Origin of the sequence: Cupriavidus taiwanensis, assembly GCF_900250115.1 — a bacterium.
Classification (GTDB): Bacteria; Pseudomonadota; Gammaproteobacteria; order Burkholderiales; family Burkholderiaceae; genus Cupriavidus; species Cupriavidus taiwanensis_B.
In genome coordinates this window covers 233,390-248,719 of sequence record NZ_LT984803.1, presented here as the reverse complement: position 1 = coordinate 248,719, position 15,330 = coordinate 233,390, and the positions used below count along the sequence as shown (strand labels likewise).

Genomic DNA, 15,330 nt, shown 5'->3' with positions numbered 1-15,330 from the left:
CAAACAAAAGGCCACCTTGCCGGTGGCCTTTGCATCGCATCCTGGCTGACTGCCGGCGCCGGCCGACTCACCGGCACAGCGCCCATATCCGCGGGCATTCGCCGAATGCATCGGTGCTGTGCTCGTCCACCCGATGCCGCAGCGCGCGCAGCCACGCGGCCAGCCGCTGCATCGACCACGGCGCCGGGGTCTGCGCCAGCGTGAAGCGTGCCCCCGCGCCATCGCCGGACAGCCAGACGCGATAGCCCTCCGGCAGCGCCAGTTCCTGGCCCGGTTCCAGCCAGATATCGTTGGGATGGCCTTCCACCGTCACCCACAGCTTGCCCGCCACCGCGCAGACGGTCTGCCCGTGACCGGCGCGCCAGCTCACCGGCAGTCCGGGTTGGTCCAGTTCGAAAGTCCGTAGTTCGCGCATGTTGCACTCCTTGTCAGCCCGGCGGTCATCGCGGCTGCCGCAACACCCTGGACGGGGATGCCGGCGCCCTTCTCCGCCACGCTTCCATTATTCGCATCCCTCACTACAATCCCATGTACAGTTGTGAACAGTTTTCGATGAACTGTTCAGTAGTTTTTCCTGACAGTTGCCTGCCCGCGCCCCTCCCCGGCGGTATCGCCCATGAAACTCATCTTAGATGCTTCCACCGGAATTCCACTGACCGAGCAGATCGTCGAAGGCGTGAAGGCGTGGATCGGCAACCGCGAGGCGCGCCCCGGCGCGCGGCTGCCGTCGATCCGGCAGCTGGCGGCCGAGAACGGCATCAGCCGCTTCCCGGTGATCGAAGCCTATGACCGGCTGGTGTCGCAGGGGCTGCTCGATTCGCGGCAGGGCTCAGGTTTCTATGTGGCGGACAGTCCGCTGGCGGGACGCTCGGCGCGCGGCTGGTCGGACCCCAGCCTGGCCGAGGACCTGTCCGACCATATCCTGGAGCAGTTCAACCACCCCAGCGGCACGCTCAAGCTGGCGGGCGGCTTCGTCCCCGAGAACTGGCGCGACGTGGAGGGCCTGACCCAGGCGATCCGCGCGATCTCGCGCAACGAGATCGACAGCGTGATCCACTACGCCACGCCGATGGGCCATCCGGAGCTGCGCCGTCAGGTGCTGCTGCGGGTGCGCCAGCTGGGCATTGCGGCGGAGCTGCCGCAGGTGCTGATCACCACCGGCGCCAGCCAGGCGCTCGACCTGGTGGTGCGCCACCTGCTCAAGCCAGGCGACACGGTGTTCGTCGAAGATCCCGGCTACTACAACCTGTTCGGGCTGCTGCGCCTGCACGGGGTGCAACTGGTGGGCGTGCCGCACACGCCCGACGGCCCCGATCCGGACGCCACCGAGGCGCTGCTGCGCCAGCACAAGCCCAAGCTGTTCTTCACCAACAGCGTGTTGCAGAACCCGACCGGCTCGACCCTGGCGCCGCCGGTGGCGTTCCGGCTGCTCGAGCTGGCGCGCCGCCATGGCTTCCGCTTCGTCGAGGACGATATCTTCTCGGACTTCCAGACCCACTTCACCGACCGGCTGGCCACGCTCGACCAGCTCGAGCACGTGATCTACATCGGCGGCTTTTCCAAGACGGTGTCGGCATCGCTGCGGATCGGCTACCTGGTGGCCGACAAGGCGCTGGTCAAGGACCTGGTCGACGTGAAGGTGCTGACCAGCGTGGCCGGCTCGCACTTTGCCGAAGCGGTGACCGCGGCGCTGCTGGAGCGCGGCGGCTACCGCAAGTACGTGGAGCGGCTGCGACTGCGCGTGCGCGAGGCCGTCGCCAACGCGGTGCGCCAGTTGCACGGCAACGGCTGGGAGGTGTTCTGCCAGCCTTCCGGCGGCAACTTCCTGTGGGCGCGCCCGCCGGGTATCGAGGATTCGCGCGAGCTGGTGACGCTGGGCGAGCAGTTTGGCGTGACACTGGCGCCGGGCAACTACTTCCGCCCGGGCGGCGAGACCTCGGCGTGGATCCGCATCAACGCCGCCTATGCCAATGAGCCGCGCGCGGTGGCCTTCATGAAGGCGGCCGCGGAGCGCGGCGCGCGCTGAGGCTCAGCCGCCGTGGTTATGCAGCACGGCATTGCGCCGCGCATAGGCGAAGTAGATCACCAGCCCCAGCACCAGCCACACCAGGAAGGCGGCCCAGGTCAGCGCCTGCAGGTGTGCCATCAGGAACAGGCAGAAGCCGATCGACAGCAGCGGCACCACCGGCACGCCCGGGCAGCGGAACGCGCGCGGCAGCTCTGGCCGGGTCTTGCGCAGCACCAGCACCGCCACCGAGATCAGCGTAAAGGCCGCCAGCGTGCCGATGTTGATCAGCTCGGCCAGCACGTTCAGCGGCACGAATGCGGCAATCGCGGCAAACACCAGGCCGACGGTCCAGGTGGCGAAATACGGCGTGGCATGCACCGGATGCACCGACGACAGCCGCTCGGGCAGCAGGCCGTCGCGCGACATGGCGAAGATCACGCGGGTCTGGCCGTAGGTCATCACCAGGATCACCGTGGTCATGCCGAGGATCGCGCCGAGGTCGACAAAGCCCGCCACCCAGTTCTGCCCGGCGAACTGCAGCGCCAGCGAGACCGGGTGGTCCACGCCGGCGAACTTCGCGAACGGCACGATGCCGGTCATGATCGCCGCCACCACCACGTACAGCACGGTGCAGACCGCGAGCGAGCCGATGATGCCGATCGGCAGGTCGCGGCGCGGGTTGCGCACTTCTTCCGCGGCCGAGGTCACGGCATCGAAGCCGATAAAGGCGAAGAACACCAGCGCCGCCGCATTGAAGATGCCGGTAAAGCCGAACGGCGCGAACGGCTGCCAGTTGGCCGGCTGCACGTGCCACACGCCCACCGCGATAAACAGCAGCACCACGCCGATCTTTACCGCCACCATCAGGTTGTTGACGCGCGCGGACTCGCGCACGCCGTAGGACACCACCCAGGTGATGGCCAGCATGATCAGGCACGCCGGCAGGTTCAGCACGGTGTGCACGCCTGGCACCGAGCCCGGCGCCGCGCTCAGCGCCGCCGGCAGCTTGATGCCGAAGCCCGCCATCAGCGACTGGAAATAGCCCGACCAGCCCACCGACACCGCCGAGGTGGCCAGCCCGTATTCCAGCAACAGGTCCCAGCCGATCATCCACGCGACGATTTCGCCCAGCGTGGCGTAGCTGTAGGTGTAGATCGAGCCCGACACCGGGATCGCCGAGGCGAATTCCGCGTAGCACAGCGCGGCAAAGCCGCACGCCAGCGCTGCGATCACGAACGACACCGTCAGCGCCGGCCCGGCGGTCAGCGCGCCGGTGCCGGTCAGCACGAAAATGCCGGTGCCGATGATGGCGCCGATGCCCATCAGCACCAGGTCGACCGGACCCAGCACTTTTTTCAGGCCGTCATCGCGCGCGACGGCCAGCATCGCGTCGATGTCCTTGGTGCGGAACAAGCTCATTCAGACTCCCTGCAACGGTGGCCGGGCCCGCCGCGGCAACGCGCGGGCCCGGGAAAAAGGGCGCTAGTGTACGCCGCTGGCCGGACGCATACATCACTTGCGCCCGGCCACCGCGTTGCAGGAATGATAGGAAAGCCCGGCCAGGCCGGCACTGACGGCAGGCAAACCCCGCGCTCAGGCGTGCGCGAGGATGTTGACCAGTTGCCCGAACGGGTCGCGCACGAAGAAGCGGCGCACACCCCACGGCTCGTCGGCCGGGCCGTATTCCACGGCAAAGCCGGCGGCCAACATGCGGCGGTGGGCCTCGTCGACATCGTCGACCTCGATCGACAGCGCGGGCACGGGAGTGCCGTTGCCGCCTTCCACGGCAAAGCTGACCTGGGTCCGCGCCGTGCCATCGCTGCCGTAGGTGCGGATCCAGCCGTGGTCCATCAGCAGGTCCAGGCCCAGCACCTCCTGGTAGAAGGCGCGGGCCAGGCCGGGATCGGCGGTGACGATGTTGGCGACGATGCGGTTTACCTTCACGCCGGCGCTCCGCTGGTCATTTCGCCACCGGCATGGTGAACTCGGCGCCCTTGGCGATCGAGTCCGGCCAGCGCTGCATCACGCTCTTGTAGCGCGTGTAGAAGCGCACGCCCTCTTCGCCATAGGCATGGTGGTCGCCGAACAGCGAGCGCTTCCAGCCGCCGAACGAATGCCACGCCATCGGCACCGGGATCGGCACGTTGATGCCGACCATGCCCACCTGGATCTGCCGCGCGAACGCGCGCGCGATGCCGCCGTCGCTGGTGTAGCAAGACACGCCGTTGCCGTACTCGTGCGCGTTGATCAGCGCCACCGCCTCGGCAAAGTCGTGCACGCGCACCACCGACAGCACCGGGCCGAAGATCTCTTCCTTGTAGATCGTCATCTCCGGCGTGACGTGGTCGAACAGCGTGCCGCCGACGTAGAAGCCGTGCTCGTGCCCATCGACCTGGTGGCCGCGGCCATCGGTCACCAGCGTCGCGCCCTCTTCCACGCCCCGGGCGATATAGCCCTCGACCTTGGCCTTGTGCGCGCCGGTCACCAGCGGGCCCATCTCGGCATCGCTCTCCATGCCGTTGCGGATCTTCAGCGCGCGCGCGCGTTCGGCCAGGCGCGGCACCAGCTGGTCGGCGACGTCGCCCACCGCCACCGCCACCGAGATCGCCATGCAGCGCTCGCCGGCCGAGCCATAGGCGGCGCCGATCAGCGCATCGACGGCCTGGTCCAGGTCCGCATCGGGCATCACCACCAGGTGGTTCTTGGCGCCGCCCAGCGCCTGCACGCGCTTGCCGTGCCTGGTCCCTTCCGTGTAGATGTATTCGGCGATCGGCGTCGAGCCGACGAACGACAGCGCCTGCACGTCCGGGTGCGCCAGCAGCGCGTCGACCGCCTCCTTGTCGCCCTGCACCACGTTGAACACGCCGTCGGGCAGCCCGGCCTGGCGCAGCAGGTCGGCGATCAGCAGGCTCGGCGACGGGTCGCGCTCCGAGGGCTTGAGCACGAAGGTATTGCCGCACGCCAGCGCCACCGGGAACATCCACATCGGCACCATCACCGGGAAGTTGAACGGCGTGATGCCGGCCACCACGCCCAGCGGCTGGCGCAGGTTCCAGTTGTCGATGCCGCCGCCGATGTTGTCGGTGAAATCGGTCTTGAGCAGGTTGGGAATGCCGCAGGCGAACTCCACCACCTCGATGCCGCGCGTGACTTCGCCCTTCGCGTCCGAGAACACCTTGCCGTGCTCGCGCGTGATCAGCGCGGCGAGGTCGTCGTGGTGCTGGTCCAGCAGCTCCTTGAACTTGAACAGGATGCGCGCGCGGCGCAGCGGCGGGGTGTCGGCCCAGGCCGGGAAGGCGGCCCTGGCGGCGGCGACGGCGTCGGCCACGTCCTGCGCGGTGCCCAGCGCCACGCGCGCGGAAACCTCGCCGGTGGCGGGGTTGAATACGTCGGCCTGGCGCTGGCCGCCGGCGCGGCGCACGGCGCCGCCGATGAAATGATGGATTTCGGCCAGTTGCCGGTTTTCTGCGATGCTCACTTGGGACTTCCTTCGAGAGCCGCGGCACGCAGTACAGCGCACCCCGGCGTGCAATCAGAGAGAGAGGCCGGGCCCGTGGGCCCGGCGGCAAGGCGATGCGGCGCGCGCCGCTTACTTGATGTCCTGCAGCACTTTCTTCACCGTATCGAACATCTCGCCGATCTGCGCTTCGGAGATGATCAGTGGCGGCGAGAACGCCAGGATGTCGCCGGTGTAGCGCACCAGCACGCCTAGCTCCAGGCACTTGAGGAAGGCCTCGTAGGCGCGCGCGCCCGGCTGGCCCGGACGCGATTCCAGCTCGATGCCGGCCACCAGCCCGTAGTTGCGGATGTCCTTGACGTGCGGCGCGCCGCGCACGCCGTGCGCCGCCGCTTCAAACACCGGCGCCAGTTCGGCGGCGCGGCCGAACAGGTTCTCGCGCTGGTACAGGTCCAGCGTGGCGATCGTCGCCGCCGCGGCAACCGGGTGGCCCGAGTAGGTATAGCCGTGCAGCAGTTCGATCGTTCCCGGCGCGGCCGAGTTGACCACGGCGTCATGCACTTCGCGGCGCACGGCGACGGCGCCCATCGGCACTGCGGCGTTGTTGATGGCCTTGGCCATGGTGATCAGGTCCGGCGTCACCTTGAAGCGCTCGGCCGCGGTGGCCGCGCCGAGGCGGCCGAAGGCGGTGATGACCTCATCGAAGATCAGCAGGATGCCGTGGCGGCTGGTGATCTCGCGCAGCTTTTCGAGGTAGCCGACCGGCGGCACCAGCACGCCGGCGGAGCCCGCCAGCGGCTCGACGATGACCGCGGCAACGTTGGCCGGGTCATGCAGCGCCAGGATGCGCTCGAGCTCGTCGGCCAGATGCGCCCCCCATTGCGGCTGACCCTTGGAGAAGGCGGCCTCGGCAAGGTTGAGCGTGGCCGGCAGGTGGTCGGTGCCCGGCATCAGGTTGGCCGAGAAGGCCTTGCGGTTCGGCCCGATGCCGCCCACCGCCATGCCGCCGAAGCCAACGCCGTGGTAGCCGCGCTCGCGGCCGATAAAGCGCGTGCGCTGGCCTTCGCCGCGCGCGCGGTGGTACGCCAGCGCGATCTTCAGCGCGGTGTCGACCGACTCCGAGCCCGAGTTGGTGAAGAAGATGCGATCCAGCCCCTGCGGCATGATCGCCGCCACCTTGGTGGCGGCCTCGAACGAGAGCGGATGGCCCATCTGGAACGGCGGCGCATAGTCCAGCGTGGCCGCCTGGCGTGCCACCGCCTCGGCGATTTCCTTGCGGCAGTGGCCGGCCGCCACGCACCACAGGCCGGCGCAACCGTCCAGGATCTGGCGGCCGTCGTGGGTGGTGTAGTACATGCCGCTGGCCGACGCCAGCAGGCGCGGCGCCGCCTTGTACTGGCGGTTGGCGGTGAAGGGCATCCACAGCGCATCGAGATCGGGAATCACGGTCTTGGCGGCGTCCATACGTTCTCCTGGGGGAATCGGGTCAGTGGGCGGCGCCGCGCCAGGGGCAGCGGCGGCGATGAAGGCCACTCTACCGGCGGCGACTGGCCGACAAAATATACAGTCCGGACAAGCGCGCCTTACCGTACAGTTTGATCACGCCAGACCGTACAGGCAAGCGCTCGAACCGCACCGCTCCGGACGACGTCGCCGCGCCCCGCCCCTGCCGCGGCGCGGCATTGCACGCTGCACTGCGGCAAGGTTCGCGTGACGGAATGCCCGGGTCCGCGCGTCGGCCGGCAGCCGTTAAACTGTACAGGTCCACGCCCGCCCGAGTGACCGATGCTGACCCTGAACCTGACCCGCAGCCGCCGCGACGGCGACACCCTGACCGAGCAGATCGTCGCCGGCATCGCCGCGCTGGTGGAACAGCGCGCGCTGCGCGCCGGGGCGGCGCTGCCGTCGGTGCGGCGCTTTGCCCAGCACCACCATGTCAGCACCTTCACCGTGGCCGAGGCCTACGGGCGGCTGACCGCGCTCGGCTACCTGGCCGCGCGGGCCGGCTCGGGCTACACCGTGGCGCACCGCCATGCCCCGGCCGGCAATGGGCGCGCGCCGCAATGGGAAGCGCCGGGGCTGAACGCGGCCTGGCTGCTGTCGGACGTATTTGCCGACCATTCGGTGCCGATCAAGGCCGGCGCCGGCTGGCTGCCGGGCGACTGGCTCAACGAGGAAGGCCTCCACCAGGCCATGCGCGCGTCGGCGCGCGTGCCGGCGGCGCAGCTGTCGGGCTACGGCCATCCCTATGGCTTTGCGCCGCTGCGCGAGCACATTGCCGCGGGCCTGGGCCAGTACGGCATCCCGCTGCAGGCGCAGCAGGTGGTGCTGACCCAGGGCGCGACGCAGGCGCTGGACCTGGTGGTGCGCACGCTGCTGCGCAGCGGCGATACCGTGCTGGTGGAATCGCCCTGCTACTGCAACCTGCTGCAGATCCTGCGGCTGGCCGGGCTGCGCGTGGTCGGCGTGCCGCGCACGGCGGCGGGGCTGGACACCGACGCGCTCGAGGATGCGCTGCGCGCCCACGCGCCGCGCGCGCTGTTCATCAACACCGTGCTGCAGAACCCGACCGGCGCCAGCCTGACCAGCATGAACGCCTTCCGCGTGCTGCAACTGGCCGAGCAACACCGGCTGCTGGTGGTTGAGGACGACATCTACCGCGAGCTGGCGCCGGCCGGCTCGCCGATGCTGGCGGCCATGGACGGGTTGTCGCAGGTGGTCTATGTCAACGGATTTTCCAAGACCATCACCCCGTCGCTGAGGGTCGGCTACCTGGCGGCGAGCCCGGACCTGGCCAAGGCCTTCGCGCGCACCAAGATGGCGGTCGGCCTGACCTCATCGGAGGTGACGGAGCGGCTGGTGTATTCGGTGCTGACCAGCGGCCACTACGGCCGCCATGTGGCGGCATTGTCGGAGCGTCTGCGCGCGCAGCAGGACCGCGTCACGGAAAAGATGGAAGCCCACGGGCTGGAGGTGCTGCTGCGCCCGGACGGCGGGATGTTCGCGTGGGCGCGCCTGAACGAGGCGGTGCAGGCGCGCTGGCTGGCCAGCCGGCGCGGCGGCCCGCTGCTCGGCAACCGGCTCGCCACGCTGGCGCTGGAGCATGGCATCTGGCTCGCGCCCGGATCGTATTTCGAGCCGGATGAAACCGACTCGCCCTGGATCCGCTTCAATGTGGCCACCGGCGATGCGCCGCAGTTGTGGCAGTTCTTTGACAGCCTGGGGCAGGCGCGGCAGGCGGCTTGAGGTGGAGGGGGATGGAGGGAGGCGGACCGGGCCGCGGCCCGGCCGGCGCTCAGCTCCAGAGACGCTCGACCAGCCAGCCGGCGGTGGCGCAAACGCCTACCCAGGCGGCAAGGCAGGTGGCAATAAAGCGATAGCTCATCTTGGTACGGTCAACAGGGATATGACGGCGGTGTGAATTTTTGCTGGATCATACATCCATTCATGAATGTATGTATGCGAAAGAAAAGATTCCTTACGACTCTCGCGGGTATCTTGTTGTGTATAAGGCACACCCGCCATACCGCCTGGCCTTTCCCCGACCCAGCCAAACCCGCCCCTGATGCCATCGGGGAATGCCGCGGCACGCGCACGGGTCTCTGCTAACCTTGGACCTGCCCGGCCCCATGCCAGACGATTCACCAGAATTTCAAGCGCAACGCACGTATTCCCCATGCATACCCAAGACCTGTCCGCCTGGACCCACAGCCACGCCTTCGACGCCGGCAATCGCGCCGCCGAACGCGGCACGCGCCTGGTCATGGTGATCACCGCCATCACCATGGTGGCTGAGATCGCCGCCGGGCTCTGGTTCAACTCGATGGCGCTGCTGGCCGACGGCTGGCATATGAGCTCGCACGCGCTGGCGATCGGCCTGTCCGCCTTCGCCTATGCCGCCGCCCGGCGCTACGCCAGCGACCGGCGCTTTGCCTTCGGCACCTGGAAGATCGAAGTGCTGGCGGGCTTTGCCAGCGCGGTGTTCTTGCTGGGCATTGCCGCGCTGATGGCGGCGGGGTCGGTCGAACGGCTGTTCGCGCCGCAGGCCATCCACTATCGCGAAGCAATGGGCGTGACTGCGCTCGGGCTGCTGGTCAACCTCGGCTGCGCGCTGATCCTCGGCGGCCATGCGCATGGCCACGACAACGACCACGCCCATGGCCATGGCCACCATCACGGGCACGAGCATGGCCACCACGGTCATGGCCATCATCATCACGACCTCAACCTGCGCGCCGCCTATGTACACGTGCTGGCCGATGCCGCCACCTCAGTGCTGGCGATCGTCGCGCTCGCCGGCGGCTGGTGGCTGGGCTGGTCGTGGCTGGATCCGGTGATGGGGCTGGTGGGCGCGCTGCTGGTCGGCCGCTGGGCCATCGGCCTGATGCGCCAGAGCGGCACCGTGCTGCTGGACCGCGAGATGGACCATCCGGTTGTGGATGAGGTGCGCGAGGTGCTGGCCGGCCTTGATCACGCCGACGCAAGCACCCGCGTGTCCGACCTGCATGTGTGGCGCGTGGGCCGGCAGCACTTTGCCTGCATCGTCTGCCTGGTCACGCATGATGCCGCGCTGACGCCGCAGCGCGTGCGCGAGGCGCTGTCGGTACACGAGGAACTGGTGCACGTGACGGTGGAAATCAGCCGCTGCGACAACGCTCACTGAATGATCACTGAGCGATTACTGAGGCGAGCACGGCGGCTCGCCAGCGGCTTGCCCGGGATCAGCTCAGCTCGCACCACATGCATAGCGGCGGCGTGTCCGCGGCGCGGTGGAATTCGCTCGATGCCATGACCTCGGGCGGCAGCTTCGCCGCCGGCACCAGCGTAAAGCCGTAGCGCGCGAAGTAGCTGGGGCAGCTGGAAGCCAGCAGCACCGCGCGCCGCGCGCCGTTGGCGCGGGCGCGCATCAGCGCGGCACGCACCACGTGGGTGGCCACGCCCCGGTCGCGGTGTTCGGGCAGCACGGCCACGGAACGGATCACCACGGTTTCGCCGCAGCGCTCGCCGGCAGCGCAGCCGATGATCTGCGCGTCAAGGATAGCGACGTGGAAATGCTCGAGCAGCCGCGGCACGCCGTCCACCGGAAGTCCGCACCGTTCCAGCACCTCGCCCACGGCGGCAGCGTCTGTCGGCACGGCCGCGCGGATGCGCAGGTCTTTCATCATCTGGAGCCTCTGTTTTTCACACTGCCTCGCTAAGGGAAACGCCATGGAAGCCCGGACATGGCGGTGCCGCCAACTGGCGGCACGGGTTGCATGCAGGCCGGTGGGCCTGTCGGGTAACATTACCCGATTCGCTGCCGTTGATCCATTGGGGATAAACGGGTGTCCGGAACCGTGATGGCATACCGGTCAGGGCGCGCGGCACAGCCCGCCGCAGTCATGGGCCAGCCGATGACAGGCGCGTGAAAAAGCAAAGCAAAGAAAGAGATCGTGCGCGAACGCGCAGGTGCGCCGGGCGCAATGCGCCCGAGCGGGAATTTGGAGGCGGGGATCCGGAATCGAACCGTCGTACACGGCTTTGCAGGCCGTTGCATAACCACTCTGCCACCCCGCCGCTGACATCGCGCCGGAGCGGCGCGACGTGCTGCGGGCCGCAGTGTAGCGGGAAATGGAAATCTTTGCAGGAGACCGCGCCGCGCGGCGCGCCGCTCAGTCCTCGATCTGGCCCATGGCGGACTGGATGTAGTTCTGCAAGCCGACCTTGCGCACCAGCTCCAGCTGCGCCTCGAGCCAGTCGATATGTTCCTCGGTGTCTTCGAGGATATCGACCACCAGCTGGCGCGAGACATAATCGCCGACCGACTCGAAATACTTGATCGCGTCCTTGCAGCTGGCCTGCGACACCAGTTCCAGCTTCAGGTCGCAGCCGAGCATCTCCTCGGTGTTCTCGCCGACCAGCAGCTTGTCGAGGTCCTGCAAATTGGGCAAGCCGTCGAGCAGCAGGATGCGCTCGATCAGCTTGTCGGCGTGCTTCATTTCCTCGATCGATTCGTCGTACTCATGCTTGCCCAACGCGCGCAGGCCCCAGTGCCGGTACATGCGGGCATGCAGGAAATACTGGTTGATGGCGGTGAGCTCATGCCGCAGCTGCGCGTTCAGCAACTGGATTACCTTCTTGTCAGTCTTCATGGCAGCCCCCAATGCCCCAGTGACAGGACATGCGATATCGCGATTGCACGACCACGGCAACGCCACGGCGAATCCGCCGCCGTGACTTCATGGTAGTCCCGCATGGGCGGACATCAAGCCATCCGGACCCGCGCCGCGGCGTTCTTGCCGCACGGATTCTTTATTTTCTCGCCTGCTTGCGGATGCGAATGCCAATGGTTTTTATTCGGTTTTCATAAGCGCCCTGCACGGCATCATGAAAATAAAAAAAGCGGGCGCCGCGTGGTTTGCCGCGGTGCCCGCCGATAGGGGTTGCGATCGTTGCAGTTCAGTCCTGCTTCGCGCCCGAATCCGCCACCAGCGTCTTCAGCACCGGCCAGTCGCGTGCGTACAGCGCCTGCGCCTCGGCCGGTGTACTGCCCACGGTGCGCAGCCCCAGCGCGACCATGCGCTCCTGCATCTCGGCAGTCTGCAGGATCGCGCGCACCTCGCTCTCGAGCCGGGCCAGGATCGGTGCCGGCACGCCTACCGGGGCCACCAGCCCGATCCAGCCGACGGTCTTGAAGGCGCCGTCCTGCATGCCGGCCTCGGCGAAGGTGGGCATCTCGGGCAACGCGCTGCTGCGCTGCCTGCCGGTCACCGCCAGCGCCTTGAGCTTGCCGCTCTGGATGTAGGGCCTGGCGGTGAGGATGCTGGCGAAGCCGAACTGCACCTGGCCGCCGAGCAGGTCCTGCAGCATCGGCGCCTCGCCCTTGTAGGGCACGTGCGTGGCCTGGCCGTGCACCAGCTTGCTGTAGTAGGCGCCGCTCAAATGCGACAGCGAACCCACGCCCCACGAGGCATAGCTCAGCTTGCCCGGCCGGCTGCGTGCATATTCGCCCAGCTCGCGCACGGTGCGCGCCGGCACCGAGGGATGGGTCACCAGCACCAGTTGCGCGTCGGCCAGCACGCTGATCATGCTCAGGTCCTTGCGCGGGTCGTAAGGCAGCTTCTGGAACAGGAACTGATTGGTCAGCACCGACTGCGTCAGCGTCATCAGCAGCGTGTAGCCATCGGGCGCGGCCTTGGCCACGGCATCGGTGCCGATGATGCCGGAGGCGCCGGCCTTGTTGTCGACCACCACCGGCTGGCCCAGCCGCTTGCTCAGCTTTTCGCCCATGGCGCGGGCAATGGTATCGGTGCCGCCGCCGGCCACATAGGGCACGACGATGCGGATCGGCCTGGCGGGATAGGCCTGGGCCGCGGCCGGCAGGGCCACGCCGAGCGAAAGCCCGGCGACCAGGCCGCCAGTGGCCAGCGTCAGCCATGCGCGTCGGTTCATGTTGTCTCCAGATGGGTTTTGGTTTTGGAGGACAACCTTAGTGGGCTTGAGAACTTACGTCCAATGCAATATTTTTCAGTTTTTGATGCATAAATGGTTAATTCATGGGACTGAGGCAGCTGCATCACTTCGTCACGCTGGTCGAGCAAGGCAGCTTCGCGCGCGCCGCGGCCGCGCTTCACCTGTCACAGCCGGCGCTGACGCGCAGCATCCAGGCGCTGGAAGCCGAGCTGGGCACGCTGATCGACCGCGGCTACGGCAAGGTGCGGCCCACCGCCGCCGGCATGCTGGCGCTGGCACGCGCGCGCAGCATGCTGCGCGAGCAGCGCGAACTGCGGCGCGACCTGCAGTTGCTGGAAGACGTGGAAATCGGCACGATCCGCGCCGGCTTCGGGCCGTTCGCGGCCTCGTTCCTGCTGGACCCGGTGCTGGAGGCGCTGGTGCGCCGCTATCCGCGGCTGCGCATCGACCTCGAGACCGCCGACACGCCCGCGATGCGGCGCTCGCTCGAAGCCGAGCAGCTCGACATCTTTGTCGGCGAAAGCCGCAGCCTGGCGGAACTGGCACACCTGCAGATCGACCGGCTGCCGGCACTGGAAACGGCGTTCTTCGTGCGCAGCGGCCATCCGCTGACACGGCAGCGTCAGGTCACCCTGGCCGACCTGCGCGCCTACCCGGTGGCCGGGACCCGGCTGCCGCCGCATATCGTGCGCTACTTCCGCCAGGCCCTGCACGAGGCCAGCGGCGGCAGCGGCCCGCTGCCGGAGGATGAGCCCGGGCTGATGAGCGTCAGCTGCAACGACATGCATGCGCTGCGCGCACTGCTGCTGGCGGTCGATGCCGTGGCGCTGGTGCCGGTGGCGATGATGGCCGAGGCCTGCGCGCAGCGCCTGGCGGTGGCCCTGCCGATGCACCCGCCCACCGCGCTGAAGGCGCAGTACGGCATCGTCACGCTGGCCGGGCGCACGCCGTCGCCGGCCATGCGTGTGTTCGCGGCGCTGGTGCATGAAGCGGTGGCGCAGACCGGCGCCTAGTCCCGCCGGGTGCGGGCCGGGCCGGCGGCATCGGCCCGGCGCGATGCGCGGTGTTCAGCCCGCGGCCACCGCGGGCTGTCCGGCCTGGACGTCCGCTGGCAACTGCGCGGCCAGGCGCTGGCGCGAGCGCTCGGGGTTGACCACGCACAGCCCGGCCAGGGCCGCCACCACCATCAGCGCACCGCACAGCGCCAGCCCCAGTTCGAAGCCGCGCGCGCCGGGGGTGTTCTGCACCAGCACGCCCGTCACCAGCGGCGCCAGCACGCCGGCCACCGACGACACCGAGGCATCGATCGCCAGCACCGCGCCGCGCTGCCCGGCCGGCACCACCTCGGCCAGCATCGCCGGGCCGAGCGAATAGATCGCCGGCGCGCACACACAGGCCAGCACCAGCAGCGCCACGCGCGTGGCCGGCGTGGTATCCGGCCACAGCAGCAACAGGAAGAAGCCGCCCGCCAGCAGCAGCATGCCGGCCGAGACCCGGCCACGCGCGAGCCGCGACGACACCCCGCGCGCCAGCAGGCGTTCCGAGCACCACGCGATCGCGATCGTCAGCGGCAGGTTGGTGCCGACGATCAGCGCGAACAGCTTGCCGCTGACGGCATGGTCGAAGCCCAGCCCGCTCTGCAGGTACGCGGGGATCCAGGTCAGGCACAGCGCCAGGCCCCAGTACGCCGCCAGCCGCAGGGCAAAGCAGCCCAGCACGGTGGGATCGCTCAGCAGCACGCGATACGGCAGCCGCTGCGGCGCGCTGGTGCCGGTAGCGCCATGCGCGGCCGGTGGCTGGTCGAGCGTGCCTTCGCGCCCGAGCGCGAGCCACGCCAGCGCCCACAGCACGCCCAGCACCGCCAGCAGGTAGAAGTTGGCGCGCCAGCCCCAGTGCGCGGCCACCGCCGGGATCAGCAGCCCGGCCAGCACGATGCCGATGCCGGCACCCTGCGTCAGCCCTGCCACCGGCAGGTTGCGCCGGTTGTTCGGGAACCACTTGTAGCAGGCGTGGATCGCCACCGGCGCGGCCGGCCCTTCCATGAAGCCGAGCAGCACGCGCGACACGATCAGCACCGCCAGGCTCGACGACAGCGCGATCGGGATCTGGCACAGCGACCACGCCAGCGCCATCAGGATCAGCAGCCGCGAAGCCGGCGTGCGGTTGGCCAGGAAGCCGCCCAGCACGCCGGACACCGCGAACAGCCAGAAAAAGCTGCTGCCCACCAGCCCGAACTGCGCCGGCGTGAGCTCCAGCTCCGCCATCATCGGCGCTGCCAGCAGGCCCACCACCATCTTGTCCATGGCGTTGACCACCAGGAAGAAGAACAACAGCACTGCGGTCAGCCACGCGCGGCGCGGCTGGTAGGTTGGATTCATGCGTGTCTCCCGCAAGGAATGGGATGCCCGCCGCC

Annotated in this window: 13 protein-coding genes and 1 tRNA gene; 4 read left to right on the top strand and 10 right to left on the bottom strand. The window is 68.6% G+C overall.

Features of this window, described 5'->3' with window-relative positions; translation table 11 throughout:
* Positions 1-67 precede the first annotated feature (67 nt).
* Positions 68-415, bottom strand: a complete 348-nt coding sequence (locus CBM2586_RS01230) for a DUF2917 domain-containing protein (RefSeq protein WP_115663222.1) — start codon at positions 413-415, stop codon at positions 68-70.
* A gap of 201 nt (positions 416-616) precedes the next feature.
* Here CBM2586_RS01230 and CBM2586_RS01225 point away from each other — a divergent pair, with 201 nt between their 5' ends.
* On the top strand, positions 617-2,026 hold the full coding sequence (locus CBM2586_RS01225) for a PLP-dependent aminotransferase family protein (protein WP_115663223.1): 1,410 nt from the start codon (positions 617-619) through the stop codon (positions 2,024-2,026).
* A gap of 3 nt (positions 2,027-2,029) precedes the next feature.
* Here CBM2586_RS01225 and CBM2586_RS01220 read toward each other — a convergent pair whose 3' ends face one another.
* The 4 genes from CBM2586_RS01220 to CBM2586_RS01205 form a co-directional block, all read right to left on the bottom strand.
* Complete coding sequence (locus tag CBM2586_RS01220; RefSeq protein WP_115686663.1) at positions 2,030-3,427, bottom strand: amino acid permease; 1,398 nt, start codon at positions 3,425-3,427, stop codon at positions 2,030-2,032.
* Between the two features lie 174 nt (positions 3,428-3,601).
* On the bottom strand, positions 3,602-3,952 hold the full coding sequence (locus CBM2586_RS01215) for a VOC family protein (protein ID WP_115663225.1): 351 nt from the start codon (positions 3,950-3,952) through the stop codon (positions 3,602-3,604).
* 16 nt (positions 3,953-3,968) lie between these two features.
* Positions 3,969-5,486: a CoA-acylating methylmalonate-semialdehyde dehydrogenase gene (locus tag CBM2586_RS01210; protein ID WP_115663226.1), complete on the bottom strand. Its 1,518-nt coding sequence runs from the start codon at positions 5,484-5,486 to the stop codon at positions 3,969-3,971.
* Between the two features lie 111 nt (positions 5,487-5,597).
* Positions 5,598-6,929 carry an aspartate aminotransferase family protein gene (locus tag CBM2586_RS01205; protein ID WP_115663227.1) on the bottom strand — a complete coding sequence of 444 codons (1,332 nt, stop codon included), beginning with the start codon at positions 6,927-6,929 and terminating at the stop codon, positions 5,598-5,600.
* Positions 6,930-7,250: 321 nt separating this feature from the next.
* Here CBM2586_RS01205 and CBM2586_RS01200 point away from each other — a divergent pair, with 321 nt between their 5' ends.
* Both CBM2586_RS01200 and dmeF read left to right on the top strand, forming a co-directional pair.
* On the top strand, positions 7,251-8,711 hold the full coding sequence (locus CBM2586_RS01200) for a PLP-dependent aminotransferase family protein (protein WP_115686662.1): 1,461 nt from the start codon (positions 7,251-7,253) through the stop codon (positions 8,709-8,711).
* Between the two features lie 430 nt (positions 8,712-9,141).
* Positions 9,142-10,128, top strand: a complete 987-nt coding sequence (gene dmeF / locus CBM2586_RS01195; RefSeq protein WP_115686661.1) for a CDF family Co(II)/Ni(II) efflux transporter DmeF — start codon at positions 9,142-9,144, stop codon at positions 10,126-10,128.
* Between the two features lie 58 nt (positions 10,129-10,186).
* On the opposite strand, the gene CBM2586_RS01190 is transcribed toward dmeF, so the two are convergent.
* The 4 genes from CBM2586_RS01190 to CBM2586_RS01175 all read right to left on the bottom strand — a co-directional run bounded on the left by CBM2586_RS01190 (position 10,187) and on the right by CBM2586_RS01175 (position 12,896).
* Entirely contained in the window at positions 10,187-10,630 is a 444-nt protein-coding gene (locus tag CBM2586_RS01190; RefSeq protein ID WP_115663230.1) for a GNAT family N-acetyltransferase, read from the bottom strand.
* Between the two features lie 316 nt (positions 10,631-10,946).
* Positions 10,947-11,021: transfer RNA gene (locus CBM2586_RS01185), tRNA-Cys, on the bottom strand.
* Positions 11,022-11,116: 95 nt separating this feature from the next.
* Positions 11,117-11,596 carry a bacterioferritin gene (gene bfr, locus CBM2586_RS01180; RefSeq protein ID WP_115663231.1) on the bottom strand — a complete coding sequence of 160 codons (480 nt, stop codon included), beginning with the start codon at positions 11,594-11,596 and terminating at the stop codon, positions 11,117-11,119.
* A gap of 307 nt (positions 11,597-11,903) precedes the next feature.
* Entirely contained in the window at positions 11,904-12,896 is a 993-nt protein-coding gene (locus CBM2586_RS01175) for a Bug family tripartite tricarboxylate transporter substrate binding protein (protein ID WP_115686660.1), read from the bottom strand.
* 104 nt (positions 12,897-13,000) lie between these two features.
* Between CBM2586_RS01175 and CBM2586_RS01170 the strand changes: the two genes are divergently transcribed.
* Positions 13,001-13,930 (top strand): LysR family transcriptional regulator, encoded by a 930-nt coding sequence (locus CBM2586_RS01170; RefSeq protein ID WP_115686659.1) that lies wholly within the window; start codon positions 13,001-13,003, stop codon positions 13,928-13,930.
* A gap of 54 nt (positions 13,931-13,984) precedes the next feature.
* On the opposite strand, the gene CBM2586_RS01165 is transcribed toward CBM2586_RS01170, so the two are convergent.
* On the bottom strand, positions 13,985-15,295 hold the full coding sequence (locus tag CBM2586_RS01165; protein ID WP_115686658.1) for an MFS transporter: 1,311 nt from the start codon (positions 15,293-15,295) through the stop codon (positions 13,985-13,987).
* Positions 15,296-15,330 lie beyond the last annotated feature (35 nt).